The sequence below is a fragment of the Polynucleobacter sp. MWH-Spelu-300-X4 genome (genome assembly GCF_018687515.1).
Classification (GTDB): Bacteria; Pseudomonadota; Gammaproteobacteria; order Burkholderiales; family Burkholderiaceae; genus Polynucleobacter.
Genome location: NZ_CP061294.1, coordinates 1,349,365 through 1,375,359, shown reverse-complemented (window position 1 = coordinate 1,375,359; position 25,995 = coordinate 1,349,365). Strand labels below are relative to the sequence as shown.

The 25,995-nt window shown below is 41.9% G+C and carries 33 protein-coding genes; 24 read left to right on the top strand and 9 right to left on the bottom strand.

Translation table 11 applies throughout. The features are described 5' to 3' along the window. Positions 1-89: 89 nt before the first annotated feature. A complete protein-coding gene (locus ICV01_RS07215) occupies positions 90-863 on the top strand; it encodes a short-chain dehydrogenase/reductase (RefSeq protein ID WP_215286996.1) in 774 nt (257 codons plus the stop codon). A gap of 39 nt (positions 864-902) precedes the next feature. Here the strand turns inward: ICV01_RS07215 and ICV01_RS07210 are convergent, their stop codons facing one another. Next, a complete protein-coding gene (locus tag ICV01_RS07210; RefSeq protein WP_215286994.1) occupies positions 903-1,559 on the bottom strand; it encodes a 3'-5' exonuclease in 657 nt (218 codons plus the stop codon). Positions 1,560-1,717: 158 nt separating this feature from the next. Between ICV01_RS07210 and ICV01_RS07205 the strand changes: the two genes are divergently transcribed. The 4 genes from ICV01_RS07205 to ICV01_RS07190 all read left to right on the top strand — a co-directional run bounded on the left by ICV01_RS07205 (position 1,718) and on the right by ICV01_RS07190 (position 3,290). Then, positions 1,718-2,023, top strand: coding sequence for a hypothetical protein (locus ICV01_RS07205; protein WP_215286992.1), 306 nt, complete (start codon positions 1,718-1,720; stop codon positions 2,021-2,023). Further along, the gene (locus ICV01_RS07200; RefSeq protein ID WP_215286990.1) at positions 2,023-2,469 is read left to right on the top strand and encodes a potassium channel family protein; all 447 of its coding nucleotides are present in this window, start codon (positions 2,023-2,025) and stop codon (positions 2,467-2,469) included. Before ICV01_RS07205 ends, ICV01_RS07200 begins: the two co-directional genes overlap by 1 nt. 72 nt (positions 2,470-2,541) lie before the next feature. After that, entirely contained in the window at positions 2,542-2,757 is a 216-nt protein-coding gene (locus tag ICV01_RS07195) for a YdcH family protein (protein ID WP_215286988.1), read from the top strand. A 137-nt stretch (positions 2,758-2,894) separates the two neighbouring features. Continuing rightward, positions 2,895-3,290, top strand: a complete 396-nt coding sequence (locus tag ICV01_RS07190; RefSeq protein WP_215286986.1) for an SgcJ/EcaC family oxidoreductase — start codon at positions 2,895-2,897, stop codon at positions 3,288-3,290. Between the two features lie 4 nt (positions 3,291-3,294). On the opposite strand, the gene ICV01_RS07185 is transcribed toward ICV01_RS07190, so the two are convergent. From ICV01_RS07185 to ICV01_RS07175, 3 genes are read right to left on the bottom strand one after another with little or no spacing between them, the layout of a single operon-like run. Next, positions 3,295-3,942, bottom strand: coding sequence for an HAD-IA family hydrolase (locus tag ICV01_RS07185; RefSeq protein ID WP_215286984.1), 648 nt, complete (start codon positions 3,940-3,942; stop codon positions 3,295-3,297). Further along, positions 3,939-4,145: a type II toxin-antitoxin system VapB family antitoxin gene (locus ICV01_RS07180; RefSeq protein ID WP_215286982.1), complete on the bottom strand. Its 207-nt coding sequence runs from the start codon at positions 4,143-4,145 to the stop codon at positions 3,939-3,941. The genes ICV01_RS07185 and ICV01_RS07180 overlap by 4 nt, the downstream gene beginning before the upstream one ends. A 33-nt stretch (positions 4,146-4,178) precedes the next feature. Next, complete coding sequence (locus ICV01_RS07175) at positions 4,179-4,991, bottom strand: IclR family transcriptional regulator C-terminal domain-containing protein (protein ID WP_215286980.1); 813 nt, start codon at positions 4,989-4,991, stop codon at positions 4,179-4,181. A 129-nt stretch (positions 4,992-5,120) separates the two neighbouring features. Between ICV01_RS07175 and ICV01_RS07170 the strand changes: the two genes are divergently transcribed. From ICV01_RS07170 to ICV01_RS07130, 9 genes are all read left to right on the top strand, one after another. Further along, positions 5,121-5,990 carry a 4-hydroxyphenylpyruvate dioxygenase gene (locus ICV01_RS07170; protein WP_215286978.1) on the top strand — a complete coding sequence of 290 codons (870 nt, stop codon included), beginning with the start codon at positions 5,121-5,123 and terminating at the stop codon, positions 5,988-5,990. An 8-nt stretch (positions 5,991-5,998) separates the two neighbouring features. Next, entirely contained in the window at positions 5,999-6,862 is an 864-nt protein-coding gene (locus ICV01_RS07165) for a sugar phosphate isomerase/epimerase (protein ID WP_215286976.1), read from the top strand. Between the two features lie 328 nt (positions 6,863-7,190). Further along, entirely contained in the window at positions 7,191-8,336 is a 1,146-nt protein-coding gene (locus ICV01_RS07160) for an ABC transporter substrate-binding protein (RefSeq protein WP_215286975.1), read from the top strand. A gap of 81 nt (positions 8,337-8,417) precedes the next feature. Continuing rightward, a complete protein-coding gene (locus tag ICV01_RS07155) occupies positions 8,418-9,293 on the top strand; it encodes a branched-chain amino acid ABC transporter permease (protein WP_215286973.1) in 876 nt (291 codons plus the stop codon). Between the two features lie 10 nt (positions 9,294-9,303). Then, entirely contained in the window at positions 9,304-10,272 is a 969-nt protein-coding gene (locus ICV01_RS07150) for a branched-chain amino acid ABC transporter permease (RefSeq protein ID WP_215286971.1), read from the top strand. 5 nt (positions 10,273-10,277) lie between these two features. Continuing rightward, a complete protein-coding gene (locus tag ICV01_RS07145) occupies positions 10,278-11,024 on the top strand; it encodes an ABC transporter ATP-binding protein (protein ID WP_215286969.1) in 747 nt (248 codons plus the stop codon). Between the two features lie 2 nt (positions 11,025-11,026). Next, on the top strand, positions 11,027-11,764 hold the full coding sequence (locus ICV01_RS07140; protein ID WP_215286967.1) for an ABC transporter ATP-binding protein: 738 nt from the start codon (positions 11,027-11,029) through the stop codon (positions 11,762-11,764). 80 nt (positions 11,765-11,844) lie between these two features. Next, positions 11,845-12,462, top strand: a complete 618-nt coding sequence (locus ICV01_RS07135) for an NIPSNAP family protein (protein WP_215286965.1) — start codon at positions 11,845-11,847, stop codon at positions 12,460-12,462. Between the two features lie 5 nt (positions 12,463-12,467). Beyond that, the gene (locus ICV01_RS07130; RefSeq protein ID WP_215286963.1) at positions 12,468-13,271 is read left to right on the top strand and encodes a sugar phosphate isomerase/epimerase; all 804 of its coding nucleotides are present in this window, start codon (positions 12,468-12,470) and stop codon (positions 13,269-13,271) included. 57 nt (positions 13,272-13,328) lie between these two features. On the opposite strand, the gene ICV01_RS07125 is transcribed toward ICV01_RS07130, so the two are convergent. Then, a complete protein-coding gene (locus ICV01_RS07125; RefSeq protein ID WP_215286961.1) occupies positions 13,329-14,225 on the bottom strand; it encodes a LysR substrate-binding domain-containing protein in 897 nt (298 codons plus the stop codon). Between the two features lie 184 nt (positions 14,226-14,409). On the opposite strand from ICV01_RS07125, the gene ICV01_RS07120 reads away from it, so the two are divergent. Genes ICV01_RS07120 through ICV01_RS07090 form a run of 7 tightly spaced genes read left to right on the top strand, consistent with a single transcriptional unit; the run spans position 14,410 to position 20,314 of the window. After that, positions 14,410-15,438, top strand: coding sequence for an amidohydrolase family protein (locus ICV01_RS07120; RefSeq protein WP_215286959.1), 1,029 nt, complete (start codon positions 14,410-14,412; stop codon positions 15,436-15,438). A 20-nt stretch (positions 15,439-15,458) separates the two neighbouring features. After that, positions 15,459-16,142, top strand: coding sequence for a 4-carboxy-4-hydroxy-2-oxoadipate aldolase/oxaloacetate decarboxylase (gene ligK / locus ICV01_RS07115; protein WP_215286957.1), 684 nt, complete (start codon positions 15,459-15,461; stop codon positions 16,140-16,142). 12 nt (positions 16,143-16,154) lie between these two features. Continuing rightward, positions 16,155-17,072, top strand: a complete 918-nt coding sequence (locus tag ICV01_RS07110) for an amidohydrolase family protein (RefSeq protein ID WP_215286955.1) — start codon at positions 16,155-16,157, stop codon at positions 17,070-17,072. Positions 17,073-17,087: 15 nt separating this feature from the next. Beyond that, a complete protein-coding gene (gene ligA, locus ICV01_RS07105) occupies positions 17,088-17,477 on the top strand; it encodes a protocatechuate 4,5-dioxygenase subunit alpha (RefSeq protein WP_215286953.1) in 390 nt (129 codons plus the stop codon). Then, positions 17,477-18,352, top strand: a complete 876-nt coding sequence (locus tag ICV01_RS07100; protein ID WP_215286951.1) for a class III extradiol dioxygenase subunit beta — start codon at positions 17,477-17,479, stop codon at positions 18,350-18,352. Before ligA ends, ICV01_RS07100 begins: the two co-directional genes overlap by 1 nt. A 2-nt stretch (positions 18,353-18,354) precedes the next feature. Beyond that, entirely contained in the window at positions 18,355-19,308 is a 954-nt protein-coding gene (locus ICV01_RS07095) for a Gfo/Idh/MocA family oxidoreductase (protein ID WP_215286949.1), read from the top strand. A gap of 7 nt (positions 19,309-19,315) precedes the next feature. Continuing rightward, positions 19,316-20,314: an aldo/keto reductase gene (locus ICV01_RS07090; RefSeq protein WP_251369335.1), complete on the top strand. Its 999-nt coding sequence runs from the start codon at positions 19,316-19,318 to the stop codon at positions 20,312-20,314. Between the two features lie 22 nt (positions 20,315-20,336). On the opposite strand, the gene ICV01_RS07085 is transcribed toward ICV01_RS07090, so the two are convergent. Next, positions 20,337-21,245, bottom strand: a complete 909-nt coding sequence (locus tag ICV01_RS07085; protein WP_215286947.1) for a LysR family transcriptional regulator — start codon at positions 21,243-21,245, stop codon at positions 20,337-20,339. 85 nt (positions 21,246-21,330) lie between these two features. Between ICV01_RS07085 and ICV01_RS07080 the strand changes: the two genes are divergently transcribed. The 3 genes from ICV01_RS07080 to ICV01_RS07070 all read left to right on the top strand — a co-directional run bounded on the left by ICV01_RS07080 (position 21,331) and on the right by ICV01_RS07070 (position 23,575). Then, positions 21,331-21,675, top strand: a complete 345-nt coding sequence (locus ICV01_RS07080; protein WP_215286945.1) for a protocatechuate 4,5-dioxygenase subunit alpha — start codon at positions 21,331-21,333, stop codon at positions 21,673-21,675. A 4-nt stretch (positions 21,676-21,679) separates the two neighbouring features. Then, positions 21,680-22,519: a class III extradiol dioxygenase family protein gene (locus tag ICV01_RS07075; protein ID WP_215286943.1), complete on the top strand. Its 840-nt coding sequence runs from the start codon at positions 21,680-21,682 to the stop codon at positions 22,517-22,519. A 171-nt stretch (positions 22,520-22,690) separates the two neighbouring features. Continuing rightward, complete coding sequence (locus ICV01_RS07070) at positions 22,691-23,575, top strand: DMT family transporter (RefSeq protein ID WP_215286941.1); 885 nt, start codon at positions 22,691-22,693, stop codon at positions 23,573-23,575. Positions 23,576-23,616: 41 nt separating this feature from the next. Here ICV01_RS07070 and ICV01_RS07065 read toward each other — a convergent pair whose 3' ends face one another. From ICV01_RS07065 to ICV01_RS07055, 3 genes are read right to left on the bottom strand one after another with little or no spacing between them, the layout of a single operon-like run. Further along, positions 23,617-24,360 (bottom strand): SDR family NAD(P)-dependent oxidoreductase, encoded by a 744-nt coding sequence (locus ICV01_RS07065; protein WP_215286939.1) that lies wholly within the window; start codon positions 24,358-24,360, stop codon positions 23,617-23,619. A gap of 18 nt (positions 24,361-24,378) precedes the next feature. Next, the gene (locus ICV01_RS07060) at positions 24,379-25,182 is read right to left on the bottom strand and encodes an SDR family NAD(P)-dependent oxidoreductase (RefSeq protein WP_251369334.1); all 804 of its coding nucleotides are present in this window, start codon (positions 25,180-25,182) and stop codon (positions 24,379-24,381) included. After that, the gene (locus ICV01_RS07055) at positions 25,179-25,994 is read right to left on the bottom strand and encodes a sugar phosphate isomerase/epimerase (protein WP_215286937.1); all 816 of its coding nucleotides are present in this window, start codon (positions 25,992-25,994) and stop codon (positions 25,179-25,181) included. Before ICV01_RS07055 ends, ICV01_RS07060 begins: the two co-directional genes overlap by 4 nt. Between the last annotated feature and the right edge of the window lies 1 nt (position 25,995).

The following is a 25,995-nucleotide window of genomic DNA, read 5'->3' as shown; positions in this document are numbered from 1 at the left end:
AATTAATAGGGCCTAGCCTTGAATCAATGGGGCTTATTTTTAGTGTGCAGAAGCATGAAAAAGCATGATTGCAAAAAGGTATATCACTCATGAATCTAAATCTCGAATCTAAGAAGGTTCTTATTACAGGTGGTTCAAAAGGTATTGGGTATGCTTGCGCTGAATTATTTTTGGCTGAAGGAGCAGAGGTTGCAGTCGTTAGTAGCCAATCGCAATCAATTGAGCATGCACTTCAAAAGTTACAAGCAACATATGGCCAGAAAGTTACTGGGTATGCTGTTGATTTGAGTGCTCCTGATGCTCAAACAAGAATGGCTGAGTTATTAGCTGATGTGGATATTTTGGTTAATAACGCTGGGGCAATACCTGGTGGTGGGTTGGATGCTATTGATGATGAGCGGTGGCGCAAAGCTTGGGATCTCAAGGTCTTTGGTTATATCAACACCATTAGGGATGTTTTACCCAAGATGATTCAAAGAAAATCTGGCGTGATTATTAATATCATCGGTATGGCTGGAGCTGCGCCATCCTATGATTATGTTTGTGGTTCTATGGCTAACGCATCTTTGATTACGTTTACAAAAGCGGTAGGTGGCTACTCTTCTAAATCAGGGGTGAGGGTATTGGGTGTTAATCCCGGTCCAACTGAGACAGATCGCTTGATTAAGCTTTACAAGGAACGTGCCAAATATCAATTGGGTGATGAAAATAGGTGGAGAGAACTTCTTCCTGGTTTGCCTTTTGGTAGACCACAGAAACCGGAAGAAATTGCTAATTTGGTTGTTTTCTTAGCATCTGAGAAGGCCTCCTATCTAAGTGGTCTTGTGATTGATGCAGATGGTGGTGCGATGTATGCACGTTAAGAAAATTTTTGCTTAAGCTGCGTCTTTTAAAAAGTAATCTTAAACCTCTAAGGCTTTTCTTAAATAAGGGTCAATGTCAGGTTGACCCAATAACCAAGATTTATAGTCACTTGGTACTTCATTCAGTGCCACACCTTTATGTTTGCCAAAAGGCATATGGGTCGGCATACGAGCTTTCTCGCTCGCCATCCATAAAGACTCGGCTGTTGTGATATTTAGTTGGACACAAATGGCTTCTAGTATTTTTGCGCAAATACCTACGTCAGCAAGTGCTGAGTGCGCGTTACGTAGTTGCTCGCGAGCATTCTTTCTATCCAAGTAATACAGTAATGCGCTTTGATTATGGCTATCTAAGGCGGGCCACACGCTTCTTGCTAGAGCCAAGGTGCAAATGCGCTTGATGTTGGGTTTTCCTAATACCTGCCAATCAAAATCCACATTGTGTCCAATGAGATATTCAGTATCACTCGGTAACTGGAAGCTGCTGGCAGGAGGGCAGTCTGTTAACTCTTCATCCAAAATATGATGAGTGGCTAACGCGCCAAGACTAATTGCTTTACCTGGGTTGTAGCGCTGCACAAATTGTTCGCCAATCGTTAAAGGTTGAATACCTATTACTTCTAGCCAGGCCGCTTCAATTAAAACTGGCTCTTTGATGTCTGTGGCTTCTGTATCGAAAATGATGGTTTTTGGCATAGCTCAACTTAATTTGGAGGGTGGCAAATTTAGGATTTTTCTAATTAACTCCATTATGCGGTATTGGGATGACGACAATGGAATGACAGTAATGGAATATACGCCACTTAAATCCTATCTGGACTATGATGAAAACGTGAGCTAAATTTAAACAAACAATGAGAAAAACCCTACTAACTGCTATCTGCTTATTTATCTATACCTTCTTTGAGGTATTGATTGTTATATTGGATGTTAGCTTTTTAACTATGGCATTTGTTGTGCCGACAGCTATTGGATTTATCTTTAAAAAGTCTTTAGGGGAACTATTTGCTACATTGGGTTTGGTTCTGGGTGTGGCTCTCTTGGGTGTTGCTTATGTTTATAGAAAAAATACACAGAATTACTTAAAGAAACTATTGAGACCTCAATCTGAGCGGATAATAGAAAAAATACGTTTAACTAATTACTTTAATAAACATTGATGAATTTATTAATTGCTTTCCTATTAAACACAATGCTTGTTTTAACGACCATTGTGATTCACTACGAGGTGCTTTATTACCTCGCCAAAATATTGCCTCGACTACATCACGTGGCTCCAAGATTTAGAGTTTTAATTGGTGTATGTGCCATTTTTATGACACATGTTATAGAGATTTGGATCTTTGCTTTTGGTTACTACGCCACACTTCAAATTGAGGGGATGGGCAACTTGGTCGGGGACGTTACTAGTCATGGCCAGTTATTGGATGCGGTTTATTTATCATTTGTGACATTCACAACAGTGGGTTATGGTGACTTGATTGCCAATGGTTATATGCGTTATCTAACGGGAGTAGAGGCTTTAACTGGTTTGATTCTCGTAACTTGGTCCGCCTCATTCTTATTTGTGGAGATGCAGAAGTTTTGGACAATTAATAAAGATTAATCTATGTCAAAGTGGTTGCGAGTTAATTTGTATAGACTGTAAACAATACTAACGAACCAAGAGGAGAGCGCCGTGTTTCCAGAGCATAGAGACTTAATTACTAAACTAAAAACAACAGATCGTCATTTTGTACATCTTTTTGATAAGCACAATGACTTAGACCAGAAGATTAAAAATATGGAAACCCATGCTGAGCCTGGAGCTCCTGCTGAGATTGAAAATCTAAAAAAAGAAAAGTTATTAATTAAAGATCAGCTTTTCGCGATTCTAAAAAAGGCAGCTGTTTAATGGGGCATTAGTTTTTATGATGTAATTTCCATATTAAACGCTTGTTAAATACGGCATATAGGGTTTTCCACCTTATATGCCGTAGTTTTTTACACCTATACTGTAACCAGAAAAGCATCTATCTAAATACTGGTTCGATGAAAAATATTCAAAGCTCTGTTGTAGTCATAGCCTCCGCTTGGGAACAGGCTTGGAATCAGCATGACTTTTCTTTGGTTAAAGATTACATTGCAAAAGATGCTCATTGGATCAGTGTGCGTGATGATCATTGGCATGGCAGTAAAGAGATACTAAAAGTACATGCTGAATTGCATAAAGAGCAACTGCGTTTCACAAGATGGAAAAATACCCAGGTTGCTTGTGAAAATACTGCGCCGGGCGTGGTGTTAGCTCATATCCACTGGACAGTTGAAAACCTTAACGAGTCAGAGGAAGTTATTTCATCAAGAAATGGTTTGTTTACTTGGATGTTGGTCAAGAAAACTAATCAGTGGCTCATTGCTTCCTGCCAAGCCCAAAACTTGTCAGCCTGATTTCCTAATAAATTAAATCTAAGACTTCTGCTAGTTCATCAATTCTTTTGATGGGGTAGTTATAAGTATTTAATTTCTCTTGCGGAATCCTAAAGGCTACTACCTGAGCGCCCGCAGCGATACCGGCTTCTATTCCAGCTAGGCTGTCATCTATAAATAAGCAATTTTCTGCGGTCTGTCCCATTACTTGAGCTGCATGCGTGACGATGCCAGGGGCTGGTTTCCAAGAGTCAACTTCATAGGCGCTCACAATGCGATTCTCGAAAAATGGCAATAGTGAAGTTGCTTTGAGGGAGGTTTCTATTTTGTAGCGTGGGCCATTCGAGGCGATACATTTATCGTGCGTTATTTTTTCTAAAAGATTCTTGGCTCCATTGATTTCAACTAGCTCGGTTGCTAGCAGATGGTTGGAGCGCTCCCGGTACTCGGGAATAAATGTTGTTGGATTAACGTTCTTATATTGCAGGGCTACTTTATCTAAAAAAATAGCAAATTTCTCGCCACGAAATATATTAAAAATATCTTCATAGCTAGGATTGTTATCCCGCTCCTTGAGCATCTCCACAATCAGGCGTGTCGATAAAGTCTCGCTATCCACCAATGTGCCATCGCAATCAAAAATAATGGCTGCTGCTTTGATTTTTTGACTCATTGATTGTGGTCCATGATTCTAGAGCGTTTCATGTCGTTGATTTTTGGGCTAGATGCTCCCAAGGTCGCTAGGCGCTTAGAGGCCTTAATGCGAATGAATGTTTTAAGGGCTTCTTGAAATAGATTCGCTTTATCTATAGATGGGTCCGCCACATCTAAAGCCTTTTGATATAAATCATCATCGATTTCTACTGTTATTTTCATTGCAAAGCTATTATCGCCAAATTGAAATGCTCATTAAATAATCTCTCGAATAATTTGCGCGCAGTCTAAGAGTGCTGGTACAGCAGCCTCTCTCATTTGATCTGGTGTGGTGCGGGATGTTGGCGCAGTGACGCTAATTGCTCCTAGCAGCTGACCTTTTCTATCGCGCAGAGGAACTGCTGCTCCAATCACACCTAATTCATACTGTTGGCTAGTGATGCCGTAACCTTTGGTTCTGATATCAATGATGAATTTCTCAATATCTTTTTTATTCACCATCGTAAATGGCGTAAATGGTTGTGGCTTATATTGATCCAGTAATTTCTTGAATTTATCTTCAGGAATATTGGCCAGCATAACTAAGCCCGGTGTTACTAAGAATGGATTCATGCGCCGTCCCACGGCCCACCCCGCATTAATAATCTTGGGCGGAGAGTTTTTGGCAATATAGACCACCTCATTTTTTTCTAAAACGGAGGCTTGTGCTGTTTCACCGATATTCATGGTGATGCGTTGTAGGAAAGGCGTTAAGACGCGAGGTAGGCGTGAAGATGTTAGGTAAGCATTGGCAAAATTTAAAACCTTGGTGCTGAGCCAATAATATTTGCCATCTGTTTCAACATAGCCTAATTCTGTGAGTGTTAGCAAATGCCTTCTAACCGCTGAGCGTGTCAGGTCGTTTAATCTGGCGGCATCGGCAATCGTCATCTTGGGGTTGTTTTCATCGAAGCTTTCGATGATCCCTAAGCCCTTATGCAAGCCCAAGATTCTGTCTTTTGCATCAATCACGATTTCTGATGTTTGTTCCATATAGTTCTCGCTAGATTCTTTGTAGGCGGCAATCATTAATTAACTAAATTGTGCGTTAATCGGGCAATTTGTTCAATAAGCGAATATATTTATGAAGTATTTATTTATTTAATAGGGCTGAAGCGTTAAGCTATCGCTAATTAAAAACCCAATGAGTGAGACTTTATGAGCGTGAATGAAATGTTGCCAGACCCAAGCAATGTCTTGGGTATTGATGGAATTGAGTTTATTGAGTTTGCTACGAAGCATCCTCAGCAATTTTGTCTTTTGCTAGAAAAAATGGGATTTAGTTTGGCTGCTCGCCATCGCTCACGAGAAGTATTGCTTTATCAGCAGGGCCATATGAATGTGATTGTTAATTCTGATATGGATGGCATTGCTGAAGACAGCACATTCGCGGAAAGCCCTATTATTAATGCGCTTGCTTTTAGAGTGAAAGACGCTCATTTTGCTCACCAACGCGCTGTAGGCATGGGTGGTTGGCCGATTGCCACAAGAGCTAGTGCGATGGAGCTGAATGTTCCAGGTATTCATGGTGTTGGCCAAAGCGTGATTTATTTTGTGGATAGATACAAAGACTTTTCTATCTATGACGTGGATTTCATCAAAGTACCTAATGCGAAAAATACGCCAGCTATTGGTGATATGAGTTTCTTCGGTTTGGTGCAAACAGCGTATGAAGGTCGTACTGCTGACTGGAGCAACTTCTACACAAAACTATTAGGTTTTACAGAATTACCAGCAGACAAGTTTTTTGGCATTTTGCAAAAAGGCACTATTTTGCAAAGTCCTTGCAAAACATTCCATATTCAAATTATTGAACCTCAGGTCAGTGATATCGAATGGGATGAGGAATACCTTCGCTTAGGTATTGGCGCGCCTGATATCTTGGCTACTAGCAAAGCGCTCACTGAGCGCGGCATTAACTTTATTGATAATGAAAAGTTACACACCACATCTAAAGGGGCGCTGACTCAATCTTATTTGGGTGGTGTGCAGTTTGAGTTGGTTAATAACAGCGCTAAGTTGAAGTAAGGTTTACTATGAATTTGAATCACTTCGGCATGGACACAATTACTCTTGCGGGAACGCTAGAGGCTAAATTGGCGGCTGTTAAGAAAGCCGGCTTTACGGAAATCATGTTGTCCGCTAGAGATATCGCAGGGCATCCAGATGGCTATGATGTGGCTGTTAAGGCAGTCAAAGACAGCGGTTTGGATGTAACAGGTTTTCAGGTTTTGAGAGACTTCGAGGGCTTGAGTGGTGATCTAAAAGGTTACAAATTAGAAATTGCCAAGCACATGTTGCAAATGTGCCATGACGTGGGATCTCAATTGTTATTAGTTTGCTCTAGTACATCTAAGCATGCTGATGGTGATATTGAGTTGATCGCTGAAGATTTAAAGCGCCTAGCCATGTTGGCAGTACCGCTGAATATTCGTGTTGCTTATGAGGCTTTATCTTGGGGACGCTATGTGAACCAATACCCTCAATCATGGGATGTGGTGGCGTTAGCAGATGCACCTAACTTAGGTGTGGGATTGGATTCATTCCACATATTTGCGCATTCATCAGATTTATCGGATTTGGATTACATCGATCCGGAAAAGATTTTCTTTGTGCAGTTATCTGACTTTATGTGGCGCGAAACCAGAACTCCTGAAGAGCGTATTGAAACAGCGCGTCATATGAGAGTGTTCCCAGGTGAGGGTGCTCATAGTGAAGATTTGTTGGCTTTGGTGCGTAAGTTGGATAACTTGGGTTACGACGGCAAATACAGCTTTGAAGTTTTTAATGATGACTATCAGCAGTTACCTCCTGGTGTTGTAACAAAGAGAGCTATGGATTCTGCTAAGTGGGTGATGGAAAAAGCCCTAAGACGTTATCTACCTTTACCTAAGGCCTAATTAGGGAAAGTCCTTAGTTCCCTGAGGGGTATCGAGTCTCGAGATTTTGGGGCATGTTAGACTTCAAAAAGATAGGTAAATTGATAGATATTTCAGTTTTATCTATTTGTTTTATATAGATTAATTGTCTTAATAAAGGTGAAGTGCATAGTAGTGTGAGCCATATTTTTTTTGAAATTTATGGGTTTTCTATAACATTTTGTTATAGCTGTTAGTGTCTATCCCTACTTATTTACTTCACATCTCAAGCAGACAATACATCTACAGAAATTAGTAATACCTCGTGGGTCTTGGGGCTTATAAGACTCGTAGCAAGATGGAGACTTTAATGAATATTCGCAAGTTAATTGGCGCAGTAGCTTTGGCTGTTGCAGCTACTGGCGTATCAGCTCAGCAAACTGTTAAGTTAGCAAGCCTTGTTGAGTTATCTGGTGCTGGTACTACAGCTGGTACAACATTCAGAAATGGTGTTGACTTGGCTGTTAAAGAAATCAATGCTGGTAAAGGTATCTTGGGTCGTAAGATCGACATGACTACTTTGGATACACAATCTAACCCAGGTATTGCTAAGGGTTTGACACAAAAAGTGATTGACCAAGACGTTTTCGCAATTTTTGGCCCAGTATTCTCTGGTTCAATCATGGTAAGTATGTCTGAATCACAACGTGCTGAAGTTCCTAACTTCACAGGTGGTGAGGCTGCTGCGATTACTAAACAAGGTAACCCATACGTTTTCCGCACAAGCTTTACACAAGCTGATGCGATTCCAAAAGTTGTTAAGTACATTAACAACACAATTAAAGCTAAAACTGTTGCTGTTATTTATCAAAATAACGACTTCGGTAAAGGTGGCCGTGATGTATTCATGAAGGCTATCGAAGGTACATCTACAAAAGTAGTTGCTGATATTTCTACAGAGCAAGCTCAAGTAGACTTCTCTTCAGCTGTATTGAAAGCTAAGCAAAGTAATGCTGATGCAGTATTCATCTACGTAACAGAAGAAGAATCTGCTCGTGCATTGAAAGAGTTCAAGAAGCAAGGTTTCAACAAGCCTTTGATCGGTGAAACAACTTTGACAGGTCAAAAAGTTATTGACTTGGCTGGTGATGCTGCTAACGGTGCTATTGCTCACGTTGGTTTGACAGCTGATGCTCCAAACGCAAACATTCGTGCTTACAAAGCTAAATTCCAAAAAGAATATGGCTTCGTACCTGACCATAACGCTATTAAAGGTTACACAGGCGTTTATGTGTTGAAGGCTGCGATTGAAAAAGTAGGTAAATTTGATCGTAAAGAAGTTGCTAAGGCAATGCACGGTATCAAGATTTTGGCTAAAGATCAGCCAGGCGTGTTGTTAGACATCGCTTTTGATGACAAAGGCGACTTGGATCGTGAGAGCTATTTCGTTCAAGTTAAGAACGGTAAACAAGAAGTTATTCAAACGTTCCAACCAGCGTTTACTTCTAAGAAGTAATATCCAAGAAAAGGGCCATCTCGTATTTGGGGTGGCCCCTTTTTTCTTAAATGATTTTTTGATTTAAAAAAGAAGTTAATCATGACAGATTTCATACAACTATTAGTGTCGGGCATTGCAACCGGTACTATTTACGCGTTAGCTGCACTTGGCTTTACATTGCTATGGCAAGCGTCGGGGACAATTAACTTTGCCACCGGTGAATTTGTTATGGTTTCAGCCTTCTTGATGCTAGCCGGTTTAGGTTTAGGTTTGCCATTGTGGGCAAGCTACTTGTTGTCGTTGATAGCAGCGACAGTTATTTTGGGATATTTTTTCAAACGAGCAGTGGTTGATCCGCTGATTCGTCACGGCATCATGCCTGTGATTGTGGCTACGATTGGTTTGTCTCTTGTAGCAAAGAACGGTATCCGTATTGGTTTTGGTGCGCAAGCTCAACCATTCCCGCAAATTTTTGGTGGGGATCTTTTCCAGTTTGGTGGCGTAACAGTTTCTTATATGGAACTTGGCACGATTTTCTTAGCATGGGTCATCATTTTTGTTTTGAACCTCTTCTTGAGCAAAACAGTGACTGGCCGCGCAATGCAAGCGGTTGCTCAAAATACAGATAGCGCAACTGTTTTAGGTATCAATGTTAATAAGATGATTTTCTATACGTTTGCTATTAATGCCGTATTGGCAACAACAGCAGCGTTATTGGTAACACCAGCTTACTTAGCTAAGTTTGATATGGGTGTTAGCTTGGGTATGAAAGCTTTCTTGGCAGCGATTATCGGTGGCTTTAATAGTAGCCGTGGCGCGATGTTGGGTGGCTTGATTGTGGGTATTTGCGAAAACCTTGCTGGTGCTTATATTTCTGCGGAGTACAAGGAAGCAGTTGCTTTAGTACTCTTCTTGGTGATCATCCTCATTAAACCAAATGGTTTATTGGGTAAAGCAGAGCAAAGAAAGGTTTAAGGCGATGAGAATGAAAACAAAACTTCCCTTCATGATGTCGCTTTTTGCGATTGCATCCTTTGTGATGTTGGTTTTGCCACTGTTCTTGAAGAACTATGGCGTTTACTTAATGAGCTACTGGTTAATCTTTGTTCTAGCAACGATTGGCTTGAATTTGATTCTTGGTTATGCAGGTCTTAAATCATTGGGTCATGCGGCGTTTATGGGTATTGCTGCTTATATCGTTGCCATGATGATGAAGACTGGTATTGATTTCTGGGTAGCAGCTCCTATTGCGGTTATTGCTTGTTTTGCCATCGGTTGGATCATTGGTTATCCAGCTTTACGCGTACAGATGCACTATTTGGCATTTGCGACAATTGGCTTCAATGAAGTGGTTGCGCTAATTTTCCGTAACGAAGAGCATTACACAGGCGGTACTTTCGGTATCAACAATATTGCTAGACCGTCATTGTTTGGCTACTCATTGGCGGGTAACTTAGAGTTCTACTACTTCATTCTGTTTATTGTGGTGACAGTTGGGTTGCTGACTTATTTCTTGGTACGTTCACCTTGGGGTAAGGCATTTACAGCACTACGTGATAACCAAATTCGCGCGGAAAGCGTGGGTGTGAATATTCAGCGTTACACCTTGTTGGCATTCGCGACAGGTTCAGCCATTGCTGGAGTCGCTGGTTGTTTGTTGGCTCCATTAGTGCAATACATTGAACCGACTCAATTTAATAGCCAAACATCTATTTTGTTGTACTTGATGGTGGTGTTGGGTGGTAGTGGTTACTTCTGGGGTCCAATCTTGGGTGGCATCATTGGTGTTCTCTTCCCTGAGTGGTTGAGATTTGCCGAAGGTTGGTACATGTTGTTCTTTGGCTTGATTGTGATTTTGTTGATGGTGAAATTGCCTAACGGATTGTTATCTTTGCCGGAAATTATTAATCAAAGAAAAGCTGCGAAAGAAAAAGCAGCTGCCCAGGCGAGGTAATCAAGATGACAAATAAAGTATTAGAAGTTGTTGATCTTAAAAAATCATATGGCGCTATTCAAGCCGTAGGTGGTGTTTCTCTTGAAGTGAGAGAAGGTGAGATTCTTGGTGTTATCGGACCAAATGGTTCAGGTAAGACGACTTTATTTAACAGCATGCTTGGTCAGATTGAACCTGATTCAGGTAAGGTGTTGTTTAAAGGTGAAGATATTACTAACTTGAACCCAATGTTGTTGAATAAAAAAGGTGTGGGTCGTACTTTCCAGACTTTGCAAGTGTTCGGCAAGATGACGGTGCGCGATAACTTAATCGTGGCCGGTCAAGAACACGTTGATTCAATGATGAAGCGTTTATTTAAATCACCTGATTGCGATATGGGTCAGCGCGCTGACGACTTGATCGAGACATTCCGTTTGGGTCACGTGGCTAACTTGCCAGCAGGTTCATTAAGTTATGGTCAGCAAAAGCTCGTTGATATCGCTATGGCGTTTATGTCTAAGCCAAGCTTGGTGTTGTTAGACGAGCCATGCGCTGGTGTGAACCCTAGCTTGGTTTCTGGTTTAAGCAGCTTGCTTAAAGAAATGAACAGAAAACAGGGCGGTAGCTTTGTGGTGATTGAACACAACATGGACTTTGTGATGGATCTTTGTCATCGCATCGTTGTGATGGTTGAGGGTAAGGTTTTGGCAGAAGGTTTGCCAGCTGAAATTCGTGCAAACAAAGAAGTACTTGAAGCATATTTGGGAAGCTAATCATGTCAGACAATCAAACTCCGGCAATTGAATTTAAAAATGTAGTTGCAGGTTATAAGGATTTGATGATTCTGAATAACCTTAGCTTGAAGATCCGTAAGGGTTCTATTACTTTATTGATTGGGCCTAACGGTGCAGGTAAGTCAACTGTTCTTAAAACCCTATTCGGTATGTTAAAGCCACGTGAAGGTTCTATTCATTTGGATGGCCAAGACATTACTGGTTGCGATGCAAATACATTGTTGCAAAATGGCGTAGCGTTTGTGCCACAAGGCCGTAACTTATTTGGTTCATTAACTGTGTACCAAAACCTTGAGTTGGGCGGTATTACATTGGGCATGAAAACAACGCGTGAGCGTATTCCAGAAGTTTTGGAGTTTTTCCCGCGTGTTAAAGAGCGTTTGCACTCACAGGCATCTACTTTGTCTGGCGGTGAGCAAAAGCAATTAGAAATCGGCCGCGCTTTGTTGTTACGTCCAAAAGTTATTTTGATTGACGAGCCATCGATTGGTTTGTCACCAAAATTGGTTCAAGACGTTTTCCGCTTATTGCGTAAATTGGCTGATCAGGGAACCACAGTGATGATGGTTGAGCAAAACGTTAAAACTGCTTTGGGTGTTTCTGATGATGCAATCGCATTGGAGATGGGTCAAATGGTTTTACATAAGCCTGCTTCAGAATTGTTAGCGGACCCTAATATTGAACGTTTATTCTTGGGTGGTAACTTACACACCAAGTAAGTAGTATTCATGATGTAGTGCTTAGGCTCGGATCACCTTTTGGGTGGCCGAGTCTTAATTTTTTTAAAGGAAATAGTTAGATGGCGATTTACCAAACAATTACTTTAACCATCAAAATGGGTGCGTTAAATTCTGTTTATGAAGGCATTCAGAAGAGCTTTGCAACAGGTAAGTATGGCGAAATGCAAGGTTGCTGGTTTTGCGATATCGGTACTTTGAACCAAGTGATGGTGTTGACGAAACATGCGGATGGTAATGCTGCTATGGCGGCATCTAAAACTATCAATTTGGAAGATGCTCATTTGGGTTGCCAAGACTTCATTACTGATTTCGCGATTGATCACTATCAAATGTTCCCATGCTTACCAGAAGACATTACAACTGGCGAATTTGGTAAGTATTACGAGATTCGTTATTACGGCATTAAGTTGGGCGCCGTACAAGCAACAATTGATGCTTGGGAGAAAGCGGTTCCTAACAGAGCTAAGGTATCTCACTTGGTAGGAGCGATGTACTCTTTAGATAATCGTGCGCCAAAATTTATGAACATCTGGCCGTACAAAACATTGGATGAGCGTAATGCTGCCCGTGCCAAAGCAGTTGCGGATGGTGTATGGCCTCCAGTAGGCGGTCCAGCTAACTTGACACATATGCAGTCTGGTATTTGGTTGCCAGCACCATTTTCACCATTGCGTTAATTCATATGCATCCACTATCTTTAGCAGCGTTAACTGTTCTCGAGTTAAGTCCCGATGAGCAGATTTTATGTGCTGAAACATGTGGCTATGATGGGGTGGGTTTGCGGTTAATTCCGGCCACCCCAACGGAGTTACATTATTCTTTGATCACTGATGCGGCTCGTCGCGCCAAAGTTAAAAGTTTGGTGAGCTCAACAGGGATGAAGGTGTTTGACATTGAGATATTTCGATTAAAACCTGACACCAACATCAAAGAATATTTGCCATTTATTGAGTTGGGTGCTGAGTTGGGCGCAACGAATATGTTGGTGGCAGGCAATGACTCCGATTGGTCAAGGATGACCGACAATTGGTTGGAGCTTTGTGAGGTTTCGCATGCCTTAGGCATTAAACCTCATATGGAGCCAATGCCATGGACGGATGTTAAGAGCTATCTCGATGGTGTGAAGTTTGTTGATGAAGCATCTAGCACCATGGGTGCTGTGCTGATTGACCCGATTCATTTCTTTAGAGCCGGTGGTGAAGTAAGCCAGATACAGGCAAGCCATGCAGCAAAAATGGGTTATATCCAGTTTGCGGATGCGCCAATGCCTACGCCCGATAGCATGGATGAGATTCTGCGACAAGCGCGAGAAGATCGTTTGCCACCAGGTGAGGGTGATTTCCCGCTTAAAGAGTTATTGTCCAAAGTAAGACCTGATTTACCTATCAGCGTGGAGATTCCTTTGGCGCCGCGTTGGGGTTGCGATACCCCTGAGAAGAAGGCGCGTTTGGTTAGAAAATACACATTGGATTTATTAAACAGCTAAATATATTTATCGATACGTTATAGCTGGTATAGCTAATGGGTGGTTGAGCAAAATTAATTAAGCTCCATCACCCATTATCTTTTTAACAATTGTTTGCACCATCTGGATAGTTTTGTGTTGCGTTAAGGTGCTTGCACGGTTGGCGGCTGTGGCAATGACTAACTTGCCCGTGAGATTTGTAATGGGTCTCATTTTGAATGAGAGCGCTTTACCTGATGCCTTAATGGCATATTTCGGTAGTACACCGTAACCAGCGCCTTCTTCAATTAGGTCCAAAATAGCATTCACGCCATCAATCTCAAGAACAATGTTGGCTTTTTTGCCCACTTGGCTTAATTGAGTTTCAACTAACATTCTTAAAGCGTTAGGTCTAACGGGCATCACAAGCGGATAGTTCGCTATTTCGTCTAATGAAATAGCTTTAGATGGTGTGTTGTCTTTTTTCTTCTCAATAAAGTAAAGATCTTCCTCTAGTAGGGGGGTGGTCTCTAACTCTGCTGAATAGTTGGGGTTATATAAAAGTGCAATATCTAGACGACCGGTTAGTAGCCACTCTTGCATGGAAATAGATAGGCCCTCGGAAATTGATAGATGGGCATCAGGGAGTTCGGATCGGAAGGCTTTGGTGAGAGGGACAGTTAATACCTTGGTCATGCTAGGGGGTAATCCTAGAGCCACCCGACCGGATGGGGTGCTTCTGACCATATTAAGGTCTTCTTTGGCTCGAACCACTTGGTGCAAGATGCCTCGGCCGTGTTCTAGTAAGACTTTCCCAGCTTCGGTGGTGGTAACACCTCGGCCATTACGGATGAGCAAATTTTGCCTAAATTCTAGCTCTAAAAGCCTAATTTGGCGGCTTAGGGCTGGTTGGGCAATATTTAAAACAATGGATGCCTTGGTAAAGCTTCCCAGTTCAGCGACCCGTACGAAGTATTCCAGCTGTTTTAAATCCATAATTTTGACTTTTATTATTTAAATACCCGTCAATTATATATATCAAATTGATATATCTGCTAGTCGGTATCTTACCTTTCTTAAACTCGCTAATAAGCACACAATCTTCCTATGTAAAAAAGCCCAAAATGCCTATTACTAGGTGTCAAAATGGCTTGAAATGGAATTACTGGAGGAGTTTTAAATGATTATTGATTGTCACGGTCACTATACAACTGCACCTAAGGCATTGGAAGATTGGCGCAATCGCCAGATCGCTAACTTAAATACACCTGAGTTAGGACCAAAGGTCAGCGAGTTGAATATCAGCGATGATGAATTGCGTGAGTCAATTGAGAAAAACCAATTGGCTAAGATGAAAGAGCGTGGCAGTGATTTAACAATTTTTTCTCCACGTGCCAGCTTTATGGCTCACCATATTGGTGACTTCAATGTTTCTTCAACGTGGGCCGCTATCTGTAATGAGCTTTGCTACCGCGTCGCTAATTTATTTCCAGATAATTTTATTGGCGCAGCGATGTTGCCGCAGTCTCCAGGAGTTGACCCAAAAACATCAATTCCAGAACTTGAGAAATGTATTAAAGAGTACGGATTTGTTGGCATCAACTTAAATCCTGATCCATCAGGTGGTCATTGGAAAGAGCCGCCATTATCGGATAAGCATTGGTATCCCATTTACGAGAAGATGGTGGAATATGAAATTCCTGCCATGATTCACGTGAGCACAAGCTGCAATAGCTGTTTCCACACAACAGGTGCGCATTATTTGAATGCGGATACAACAGCATTCATGCAGTGCTTAACTTCAGATTTATTTAAAGACTTCCCAACCTTGAAGTTCTTAATTCCTCATGGGGGTGGCGCAGTTCCTTACCACTGGGGACGTTTCCGTGGTTTGGCGCAAGAGCTGAAGAAGCCTTTATTGAGTGAACATTTGTTAAACAATATCTATTTTGATACTTGTGTTTATCACCAGCCAGGTATTGATTTGTTAACGAAAGTTATTCCAGTAGATAACATTTTGTTTGCTTCAGAAATGATTGGTGCAGTTCGTGGTATTGATCCTGAAACAGGTTTCTATTATGACGATACGAAGCGTTATATCGAGTCATCCACTATTTTGACTGATGCTGATCGTAAGAAAATTTATGAGGGCAATGCTAGAAAGATTTTCCCTCGTTTGGATGCATCACTTAAAGCCAAAAATCTTTAATTATTAATACGGGATTGCAGATGAATAACTTAGGAATTGTGAAGCGCAATATTGTTCGAGCCGATCGCGCTGCTGTTGAGAAGTTGTCACGCTTTGGTGTGGCAACGATTCATGAAGCGATGGGTCGTGTTGGTTTGATGAAACCTTATATGCGCCCAGTTTATGCAGGTGCTCATACTTGCGGCACAGCGGTAACCGTGTTGTTGCATCCTGGCGATAACTGGATGATGCATGTGGCGGCTGAACAAGTTCAACCTGGTGATGTGGTTGTGGCTGCTGTGACAGCGGATTGCACAGATGGTTATTTTGGTGATTTATTAGCAACATCATTCCGCGCTCGAGGTGCCAAGGGTTTGATTATTGATGGCGGTGTGCGCGATGTTAAAGATTTAACGCAAATGCAATTTCCAGTATTTAGTAAAGCGATTAGTGCAAAAGGTACGATTAAAGCAACAATTGGTTCAGTAAATATTCCAGTGGTATGCGCTGGCGCGCAAGTGAACCCTGGTGATGTAGTAATTGCCGATGATGATGGTGTTGTAGTGGTTCCTGCTGCTGTAGCTCAGCAAGTGGCTGATGCTGCTGAAGCTCGTGAAAATAACGAAGCTGAAAAAAGAGAAAAGTTAGCGCAAGGTGTTTTAGGTCTTGATATGTACAAGATGCGTGAAGGCCTTGAAAAAGCTGGTCTTAAATATATTGACTAAGGTATTAGTGATATGAAATTTGAAAAAACTCCTGGTTGGTTGGATTGGTATAGCGGCCCAACTAAGCCAAGATTTAAATTACCTGCTGGCGCCATAGATGCGCATTGCCATGTGTTTGGCCCCGGGGAAGAGTTTCCTTATGCGCCAGAGCGTAAATACACGCCATGTGACGCTAGCAAACACCAGTTATACGCATTAAGAGACCATCTTGGTTTTTCTAGAAATGTGGTGGTGCAAGCAACTTGTCACGGGTCTGATAACCGCGCCATGGTCGATGCGCTAGTGAATAGCAATGGTAAAGCTCGTGGTATCGCTACGATTAAGCGTTCTATTTCTGATGCTGAGTTGCAAGAGTTACACGACTCAGGTGTGCGTGGTGTGCGCTTTAACTTTGTTAAACGTTTAGTGGATTTCACGCCTAAAGATGAGCTCATGGAAATTGCCGCACGTATTGCGCCGTTGGGCTGGCATATTGTGATTTATTTTGAAGCAGTTGATTTGCCGGAATTATGGGATTTCTTCACAGCGTTGCCAACGACAGTTGTGGTGGATCATATGGGCCGTCCTGATGTAACTAAGCCAGTAGATGGTCCTGAGTTTCAGTTATTTGTAAAGTTAATGCGTGAGTACCCAAATATTTGGTCAAAAGTAACTTGCCCAGAAAGATTGTCTGTCAATGGCAAACCTGCTTTGAATGGCGAACAAAATGCTTATCAAGATGTGGTGCCATTCGCTAAGCATTTAGTCGAGCAATTCCCGGATCGTGTTATTTGGGGTACTGATTGGCCGCACCCTAATTTGAAGAACCATATGCCAGATGATGGCTTGTTAGTCGATTGGATTCCTCATATTGCAACAACTGCTGAAGCTCAGAAAAAGTTGTTAGTTGATAACCCTATGCGTTTATATTGGCCTGAAGAAGTTAAATAAAAAGTTGGAGATGTTATGGCTTTAGAGAAACCTTATTTAGATGTGCCTGGTACCACGATTTTTGATGCTGACCAATCAAGAGTGGGGTATCACCTCAATCAATTTTGCATGTCATTGATGAAAGCTGAAAATCGCACAAGATTTAAAGCTAATGAGCGAGCTTATTTAGATGAATGGGCGATGACTGAAGATCAAAAGCAAGCGGTGCTTGCTCGCGATTTAAATAAATGTATTTCCTTAGGTGGAAACATTTATTTCTTAGCGAAAATTGGCGCTACTGATGGTAAGAGCTTCCAGCAAATGGCCGGTAGCATGACTGGTATGACTGAAGAGCAGTATCGCGAGATGATGTTAAATGGTGGCCGTTCTATTGAAGGTAATCGTTATGTTGGAGAGAAAAAATAATGACAAAAGCATCTAATAGCGGCGCTAAGATTACCGCAAGTGTCTATACCTCTCATGTGCCAGCGATTGGCGTGGCCATTGATATGGATAAAAAAGGTGAGGCATATTGGCAGCCACTCTTTAAAGGCTATGAGTACTCTCAACAATGGTTAAAAGACAATAAGCCAGATGTGATTTTCTTGGTTTATAACGACCATGCAACAGCTTTTAGTTTGGATTTGATCCCAACTTTTGCGATTGGTACTGCTGCTGAGTACAAGCCTGCTGATGAAGGTTACGGTGCGAGACCTGTGCCTGTTGTGAAAGGCCATCCTGAATTAGCGTCTCATATTGCTCAATCAGTGATTCAAGATGATTTTGATTTAACGATTGTTAATAAGATGGATGTGGATCATGGTTTAACGGTTCCATTGTCCTTGATGTGTGGTCAGGTCGATGAGTGGCCTTGCCCAGTCATTCCGTTTGCGGTGAATGTGGTGCAATATCCAGTACCGTCTGGGCGCCGTTGCTTTATGTTAGGTCAAGCGATTCGTCGTGCGATTGAGTCTTATGACAAACCATTGAAAGTGCAGATTTGGGGAACAGGTGGCATGAGCCATCAGTTACAAGGTCCTCGTGCTGGTTTGATTAATCGTGAGTGGGATAACAAATTCTTGGATCGCTTAATTGATGATCCAGAGGGTTTGTCGAATGTTCCTCATATTGAATATGTACGTGAAGCTGGTAGCGAAGGCATCGAGTTGGTGATGTGGTTGATTGCTCGTGGCGCTATGTCTGATATCAATGGCGGTGCTAAACCAAATTTAGCGCATCGCTTTTATCATGTGCCAGCATCTAATACGGCTGTAGGCCATCTTATTTTGGAGAATAAATAATTATGTCGAAAACTATTAAAGTAGCCCTTGCTGGAGCAGGTGCATTTGGTATTAAACACTTAGATGGCATTAAGAATATTGATGGCGTAGAAGTTATTTCATTGATCAGCAGAGATCTTGAGAAAACTAAAGAACTTGCTGATAAATATGGTGTGAAACATGTGACAACAGACTTGGCAGATAGCTTGGCTTTGCCAGAGTTGGACGCTGTTATTTTGTGTACCCCAACGCAAATGCATGCGGAACAAACCATTCAGTGTTTGAAAGCTGGTAAGCATGTTCAAGTTGAGATTCCTTTAGCAGATAGCCTAAAAGGCGCGCAGGAAGTATTAAAACTGCAAAAAGAAACTGGTTTGGTAGCGATGGTCGGTCATACACGTCGCTTTAACCCAAGCCACCAATATGTCAATAAAAAGATTAAAGCTGGTGAATTTAATATTCAACAGATGGACGTTCAGACCTATTTCTTCCGTAGAACCAATATGAATGCTTTAGGTCAGCCAAGAAGCTGGACGGATCACTTGTTGTGGCATCACGCTGCCCATACGGTTGATTTGTTTGCTTATCAATGCGGTAGCCCGATCGTTAAAGCAAATGCTGTGCAAGGTCCGATTCATCCAGCTTTAGGTATCGCAATGGATATGTCAATTCAGTTGAAAGCAGCCAATGGCGCAATTTGCACATTAAGCTTGTCATTCAATAATGATGGTCCTCTAGGTACATTCTTCCGTTATATCGGTGATACAGCTACTTACCTTGCTCGCTATGATGATTTGTTTGATGGTAAAGACAATCAAATTGATGTGAGCAAAGTGGATGTTTCTATGAATGGTATTGAATTGCAAGATAGAGAATTCTTTGCCGCTATTAAAGAAGGTCGTGAACCTAATTCAAGCGTTCAATCCGTATTTGCTTGTTATGATGTTTTGCATCAACTTGAACAACAATTGGGTTAATTAAGCGATGCCGAAACATTTGCCTCAAAGAAAACTAGGACCATATTCTGTATCTTCAGTAGGTTATGGCTGTATGAATATCAGCCATGCCTATGGTGTACCGCCACCGCCTGAAGAGGGTGCCAAGTTATTGCTTGAGGCATTTGAGGATGGCGTTAACTTTTTTGATACGGCTGCTCTTTATGGCTTTGGCGCTAATGAGGAGTTGGTTGGTAAAACATTAAAGCCGCATCGTCAAAATATTGTTTTAGCCAGTAAAGGTGGCATGGCTGGTGTCGATGGCAAGCGTGTTATTAATGGATCGCCTGCTGCTGTACGTAAAAATTGCGAAGACAGCTTAAGACGCTTACAAACGGATGTGATTGACCTTTATTATTTGCATCGCCTTGATAAATCAGTACCTATTGAAGACAGCGTTGGCGAAATGTCTCGTTTGGTAGAGGAAGGAAAAGTACATCATCTCGGTTTATCTGAGGTTTCTTCAGAAACTTTGAGGAAGGCGTGTGCTGTTCACCCTATCGTGGCGCTTCAAACCGAATATTCACTATGGACGCGCAATCCAGAAATCTCATTACTTAAAACTTGTAAAGAGCTTGGTGTAACTTTTGTTGCTTTTAGCCCTTTAGCTAGAGGTTTCTTGGGTGGTAAGTTATTGGATGTGGGGGCTTTGCCTGCGAATGATATTCGTAGAAGTATGCCGCGTTTTTACCCGGAAAATTACCCTAAGAATTTACAGCTTTTAAAAGAGTATGAAGCGATTGCTAAAGAGCAGGGTTGTACGATGGCTCAATTGGCATTGGCTTGGTTGCTTAACAAAGATAAAGACTTGGTGGTTATTCCCGGAACTATTCGAAGTGAATTCTTAAAAGAAAACAATGCTGCTGGCAGCATTGTTTTGAATAGTGATGTGATGGCCAGACTTGAGAAGTTAATTAATCAGTCAACAGTCACTGGTGCTCGTTATAACGAGCCAACTCAAAAAGAGATCGATACAGAAGAGTTTTAATCAGCTGGGTAAATTTGGCTAGCTACTTAGTTCTTTGTGCTGCGGGTATCGCTGCCTGCAATTGATCTCTTAACCATTTTTGCACAGGATCTGAGTGGTACTTATCGTGCCACACCATATACATAGGCATGTTGGGGCAGTCGATAGGTGGTTTACAGGTATCGAAATCTTTCAACAACTGAGCTTTTAAAAGGCTGGGTAGGGTAGCAATTAACTGGCTGCCTTTTAAAAAAGATGGGATGCCTGCAAAGCCAGGTACTAAGATCTTGAAATCTCTTTTAATGCCTGCATCGAGCAGGTATTGGTCAATGGCTAATGGCCTTGGCGGATCGTAGGCGACACTGATGTGTTGGCTACTGAGGTAGTCTTCTAAATTCTTCGGCGCTTTACGCGCTTGTTTGTCATAGAAAATGACATAGTCATCCGCAAATAAACGTTTGTGATAAATATCGCTACCATCAGGTGGTCTAGGCGTAATGGCTAATTGGCAGCCTTGGTCCCGTAGCAGTTGAAGGCTAGGAATGCCTGATGGCATCACTTTAATTTTGACATGAGGGGCTATTTTTTCCAGATTCTTGATGAGTCTAGGAAGCAGGAAGTCTCGCTGTAAATCGTTAGCGGCAATCGTAAATGTTGTTCTGAGTTCTTGAGGGTTGAAAACATCCGCCTGAGCAAAAGATTGCATATGATCCAAAAGTTGCCGAGCTTGAATACCTAATTGGCGGGCGCGCTCTGTAGGGGATATGTTTCTGCCACTTTTAACAAAAAGAGGGTCGTTGCAAATCAGTCTCATCTTATCGAGAGCATGGCTCACGGCCGATTGAGTCAAGCCAAGGGTTTCCGATGCTTTGGTAATCGACTCTTTTTCTAGAATGACCAAGAGCATATGGAGTTGATGGCCATCTAAATCTAAGTAATTAAATTTATTCATGTGTTTTATGAAAATTAATCTATTTATTAGATGTTACAGGAGTTCCATAATTCACACAACACTAATAAACAAATGAGGTTGAGTGATGACAACAGCTAAAAAGATTCCTGGAACCACGCTATTTGATGGCGAGCAAGCTCAAAAGGGCTATGCGTTAAATGCCATGTGTTACTCCTTTAATAGTTTGGAGAATCGCAACCGTTTTAAAGGCGATGAAGAGGCTTATATGGCGGAATATAAACTTAATGACGAGCAGGCTAAGGCGATTCGTGATCGCAATGTGTTGGGTTTGATTGCTGCTGGCGGTAATGTTTATTACTTGGCAAAGTTTGCCGGCATTTTAGGTTTAGACGTTCAAGATTTAGGGGCTTTGCAAACAGGTATGAGCAAAGAAGCATTTAAAGCAAAACTATTAGCAGCGGGAGCATAAGATCATGGCAAAAATCGTTGGAGCAATTACAACTTCTCACGTACCGGGTATTGGTCGTGCTATCGCGCAAAATTTACAACAAGACCCATATTGGAAACCATTCTTTGATGGTTTTACGCCGATTCATCAATGGTTGGATAAGGTAAAGCCCGATGTTGCGGTCGTGTTTTATAACGATCACGGCCTTAATTTCTTCTTGGATAAGATGCCAACTTTTTCAGTGGGTGCCGCAAAAGAATATTTAAATGCAGATGAAGGTTGGGGTATTCCTACATTGCCTCCCTTTAAAGGTGCTCCGGATTTATCTTGGAAGCTTATTAACAACTTGGTTGAGCAAGAGTTTGATATCACCACTTGCCAAGAAATGTTAGTGGACCACGCATTTACATTGCCAATGAAATTGTTATGGCCTAATGAGAAATCTTGCCCAATTCCTACAATTCCAGTTTGTATTAATACGGTGCAGTTCCCATTGCCATCCGCTAAGCGTTGCTTCGATTTGGGTAAGGCGGTTGGTCAGGCCATCCAAGGTTGGGATGATGATATTAAAGTGGTTGTAATTGGTACGGGTGGTTTATCTCATCAATTGGATGGTGAGCGTGCTGGTTTTATCAATAAAGAATTTGATACAGCCTTTATGCATAGCTTAATTGATAACCCACGATTCGCAACTCAATACACCATTGAAGAGTTGGTTGAATTAACCGGTACTCAAGGGGTGGAGTTAGTGATGTGGTTGGCAGCAAGAGCGGCAATGCCTGGTGCTGTAAAGCAAGTGGCGGCTAATTACCATATCCCTATCTCGAATACTGCTGCTGGCAGTATGTTAATGGAAGCGGTTTAGGTCGGTAATTAATTGGCTCTATAGATGGCTCGCAGTAAAGCGAGCCATTTTGCGTTTTCAGTTTTTACTAAACATTTTATTTTTAACATGGTGTTGGCGCAGTCAACGTTCTGCAATTAATTACAAATTACTTCATAATGAACATGTTCAATACAACCACGGATCAGCCGAATGAGTAAGCACTTTGAAGATACGCCGCAAAATAGAAGAATTGGCATATTGTTCATCGTTTTTGCTACGGTATCTTTTGCGGGTTTAGATGCAACCGCTAAATATTTGGTGCAATTTTTACCTGTGACCGAAGTTGTTTGGTTTAGATTTTTCTCTCAGTTCGTATTGATGAGCCTTTTATTTTTACCTAAGCAAGGAAAATCTCTTGTCAAGGTAACGCATCCTAAATTACATCTGATTCGTTCTTTGCTGTTGACCAGTATGACCTTGGCTAATTTTGCAGCTTTGCAATATTTGCCGATGGCTCAGACGGCTGCTATTGAATTTACAGTCCCCATCTTAATTGCGTTATTTACTGTTCATTATCTTAAAGAGAAGCTTGGCTTTATGCGTTGGATGGCTGTATTTATGGGGTTTGTGGGCGTGTTAATTGTTGCTCGTCCTTGGTCAGCAGATTTTCACCCGGCCATTTTCTTATCATTTATTAACGCCTTGGGTTATGCGATTTTCTTAATGATTACGCGCCGCGTCACCAAGGATGACTCTGCCGAGCAGTCACAATATTTGCCTATATTAGGCGTGGTGATTGTGCTATTTCCATTTATGTTAGCTCATTGGGTCGTGCCTACTGAACCGCTTGTATGGTTTTTGATTATGGTGATGGGTGCGATTGGTGGAGCAGGGCATTTTGCGATTGCGCATGCTTATAGATATGCCACTGCTGGTAAATTGGGACCATTCTTGTACCAAAAAATTATTTATATGACTTTTTTTGGTTGGTTGATATTTAATCAATTACCAGATTGGCAAGTGATCACTGGTACTTCGATTGTTGTTTTGAGTGGCTTATATTTGTTACTTCATGAAATGAAGCAAGGTAAGTGACCACTCAATAGGTGGGTATCATCAATGAGCGCCAACAACGGTTAGCCTTGGCTGCTATAGCCACCATCTACAATTAAAAGAGTTCCCGTCATATATCGAGCAGCGTCAGAGCATAGGAAAAGGATCGGATCAGCTATTTCAGAAGTGTCTGCCCAGCGCGCCATGGGCGTCCTGGATAGAATTTCCTGATTGCGTGTCTGATTGTCGCGGGCGCCTTTAGATAGATTGGTCATCACAAAACCTGGCGCAATCGCATTAACTCGAATACCTTCAGAAGCATAAGCAGCGCCTAAAGACATGGCTAAATTTTTGATGGCCCCTTTAGATGCCGAATAGGCAGGTTGCTTGGGGCCGCCAAAAATTGACATGATCGAGCCAATAAAAACAATGGCCCCTTTATTTTGAGCTAATAGAGGTTTGAACGCATGTGTGACGCGCATGCCGCCTGACACATTAACATTTAATACTTTGTCAAAGTTGTCGGGTTCGTGCTCCGCATCACGCAAAATCATGCCGGCACAATGGACTAAATAATCTAGAGAAGTAATTTTTCCTGCAAGCGCTTGAATGGCAGCGCTATCGGTCACATTGAGCTGATGTATTTCGATGTCAGAAAAATCAGGATTATTTTTGGCAGATTCAATTTCTTCGGCAGTTAAACCTGTAACGATAACGTGAGCGCCTGCTTTTTTAAAAGCAAGAGCAGTGGCCGCACCAATTCCGGAAGTGCCACCAGTAATGAGAGCAGTTTTGTTACTAAAATTAAATTGAATGTTATTAGACATGGATTGAATAAATTCTAATTATTTTGCTGATGTGCGACCTGGGATTGTTCCGAGTAATCGTTCAGTAAAGCCACCATCCACCTTGATATTTTCACCTGTGATGTAGCTGGCGGCAGGGCTAATGAGGTAACTAACGGCTTCTGCGATATCCAGTGGTTGGCCAATTCTTCCTAAAGGAATAATGGAAAGACGTTTTTCCAAAAGAGTGGGGTCCTGATAAATAGCTTCAGTTAAAGGTGTTCTGATCATACCTGGTGACACAGTGTTAACGCGAATACGTTCGTTACACCATTCTTGCGCCATTTGTCTGCAAAGCATGATGAGGGCTGACTTGGAAGCAGAGTAAGCGCCTAAACCTGGGTGAGGGTATAGGCCTGACATTGATGCGACTGCCACAATGCTCCCCTGGCTTTCTTTTAGGGCTGGGAAAGCTGTTTTGCTCATCAGCCAAGTGGCTTTCGCATTTAAATTAAACATGAGATCCCAGTCAGCGCTGGACATGCTAGTGAGAGAGCTGGCACGAGATAGGCCGGCGTTTGAAACATAGGCAGTTAAACCTTGCATGAGCTCGATGCTTTTTTCTGTAGCACGAATACATTCATTTTCATCAGTTAGGTTTGCAGCAACTCCAAAAGCATTAACGCCTAATGCCTTTAGCTCTTTCACTAATTGATCTAATGCTTCACCAGGTTTAGAGGCAATCGCGGTAATGCTAATTGTTTCATGATGAGCCTTCGCTTTTTCGGCAAGGGTGAAGCAGATTTGTTTGCCAATGCCGCCCGTAGCACCAGTAACAATAACTTTTTGAGTGGTCTTCATCATAGTTTTTTGTAAAAATCTTTAGTGGCATCCATACATAATTGCGCCCATGCCGTAGGTGACATTTGGCTTTGTCTTGCATTAGGGATTTCAATGCTGATGGGCATATTCGGTGAAATGCTTGTGAAGATGCTCTTTAAATCGATGCCGCCTTCGCCAGGAAGTAAACGATTCGTTCTTGCATCACTGATTAACTCTACATCCGTTGCAGGCTTCGTGCCTGAGGCATCGCAAATTTGAGCGTAGTGAAATAAATGATTCGGTATCCTGGCGATATCGCTGATATCGCTATCTGATCTAGCAAAGTGGAGCGAGTCAATGATGATGCCAGCATTGCTAGGATTGTTAGCCCCCTGTATTACCTTGTAAGCATCTTTAATAGATTTGATTTCTGTCCAGGGCATAAATTCAAGATCAGCAGTTAAGCCATAGGGCGCGCAAGCTTCACATAATTTTGCATAAGCATCTGATAAGCGTGAGGTGTCTGGATCATCACCAGCCACAAGAATATGTTTAGCTTTTAATTTGGCGCCAACTTCAAAGAAACCTTTCAATTGGTCCACATCAAAATCGGCATTTAATCGAATCATTTCCAAGTCGCAGATAGAAATACCCGTTTCTTGCATCGTATTTAATATGCCTGGTAATTCATGAGGATTTTCAATTAATGGAAAGTACTCGCCGCCAGGAGCCGCGGGCAAGATTCGAATGCCAATGGCTTTATATCCGGTATTTGCTGCAATGCGGAGCGCCTCCGATGGGTGTATCTTGGGCGCTGTTAAATAAGATAATGAAAAATCAGGCATAACGGACATG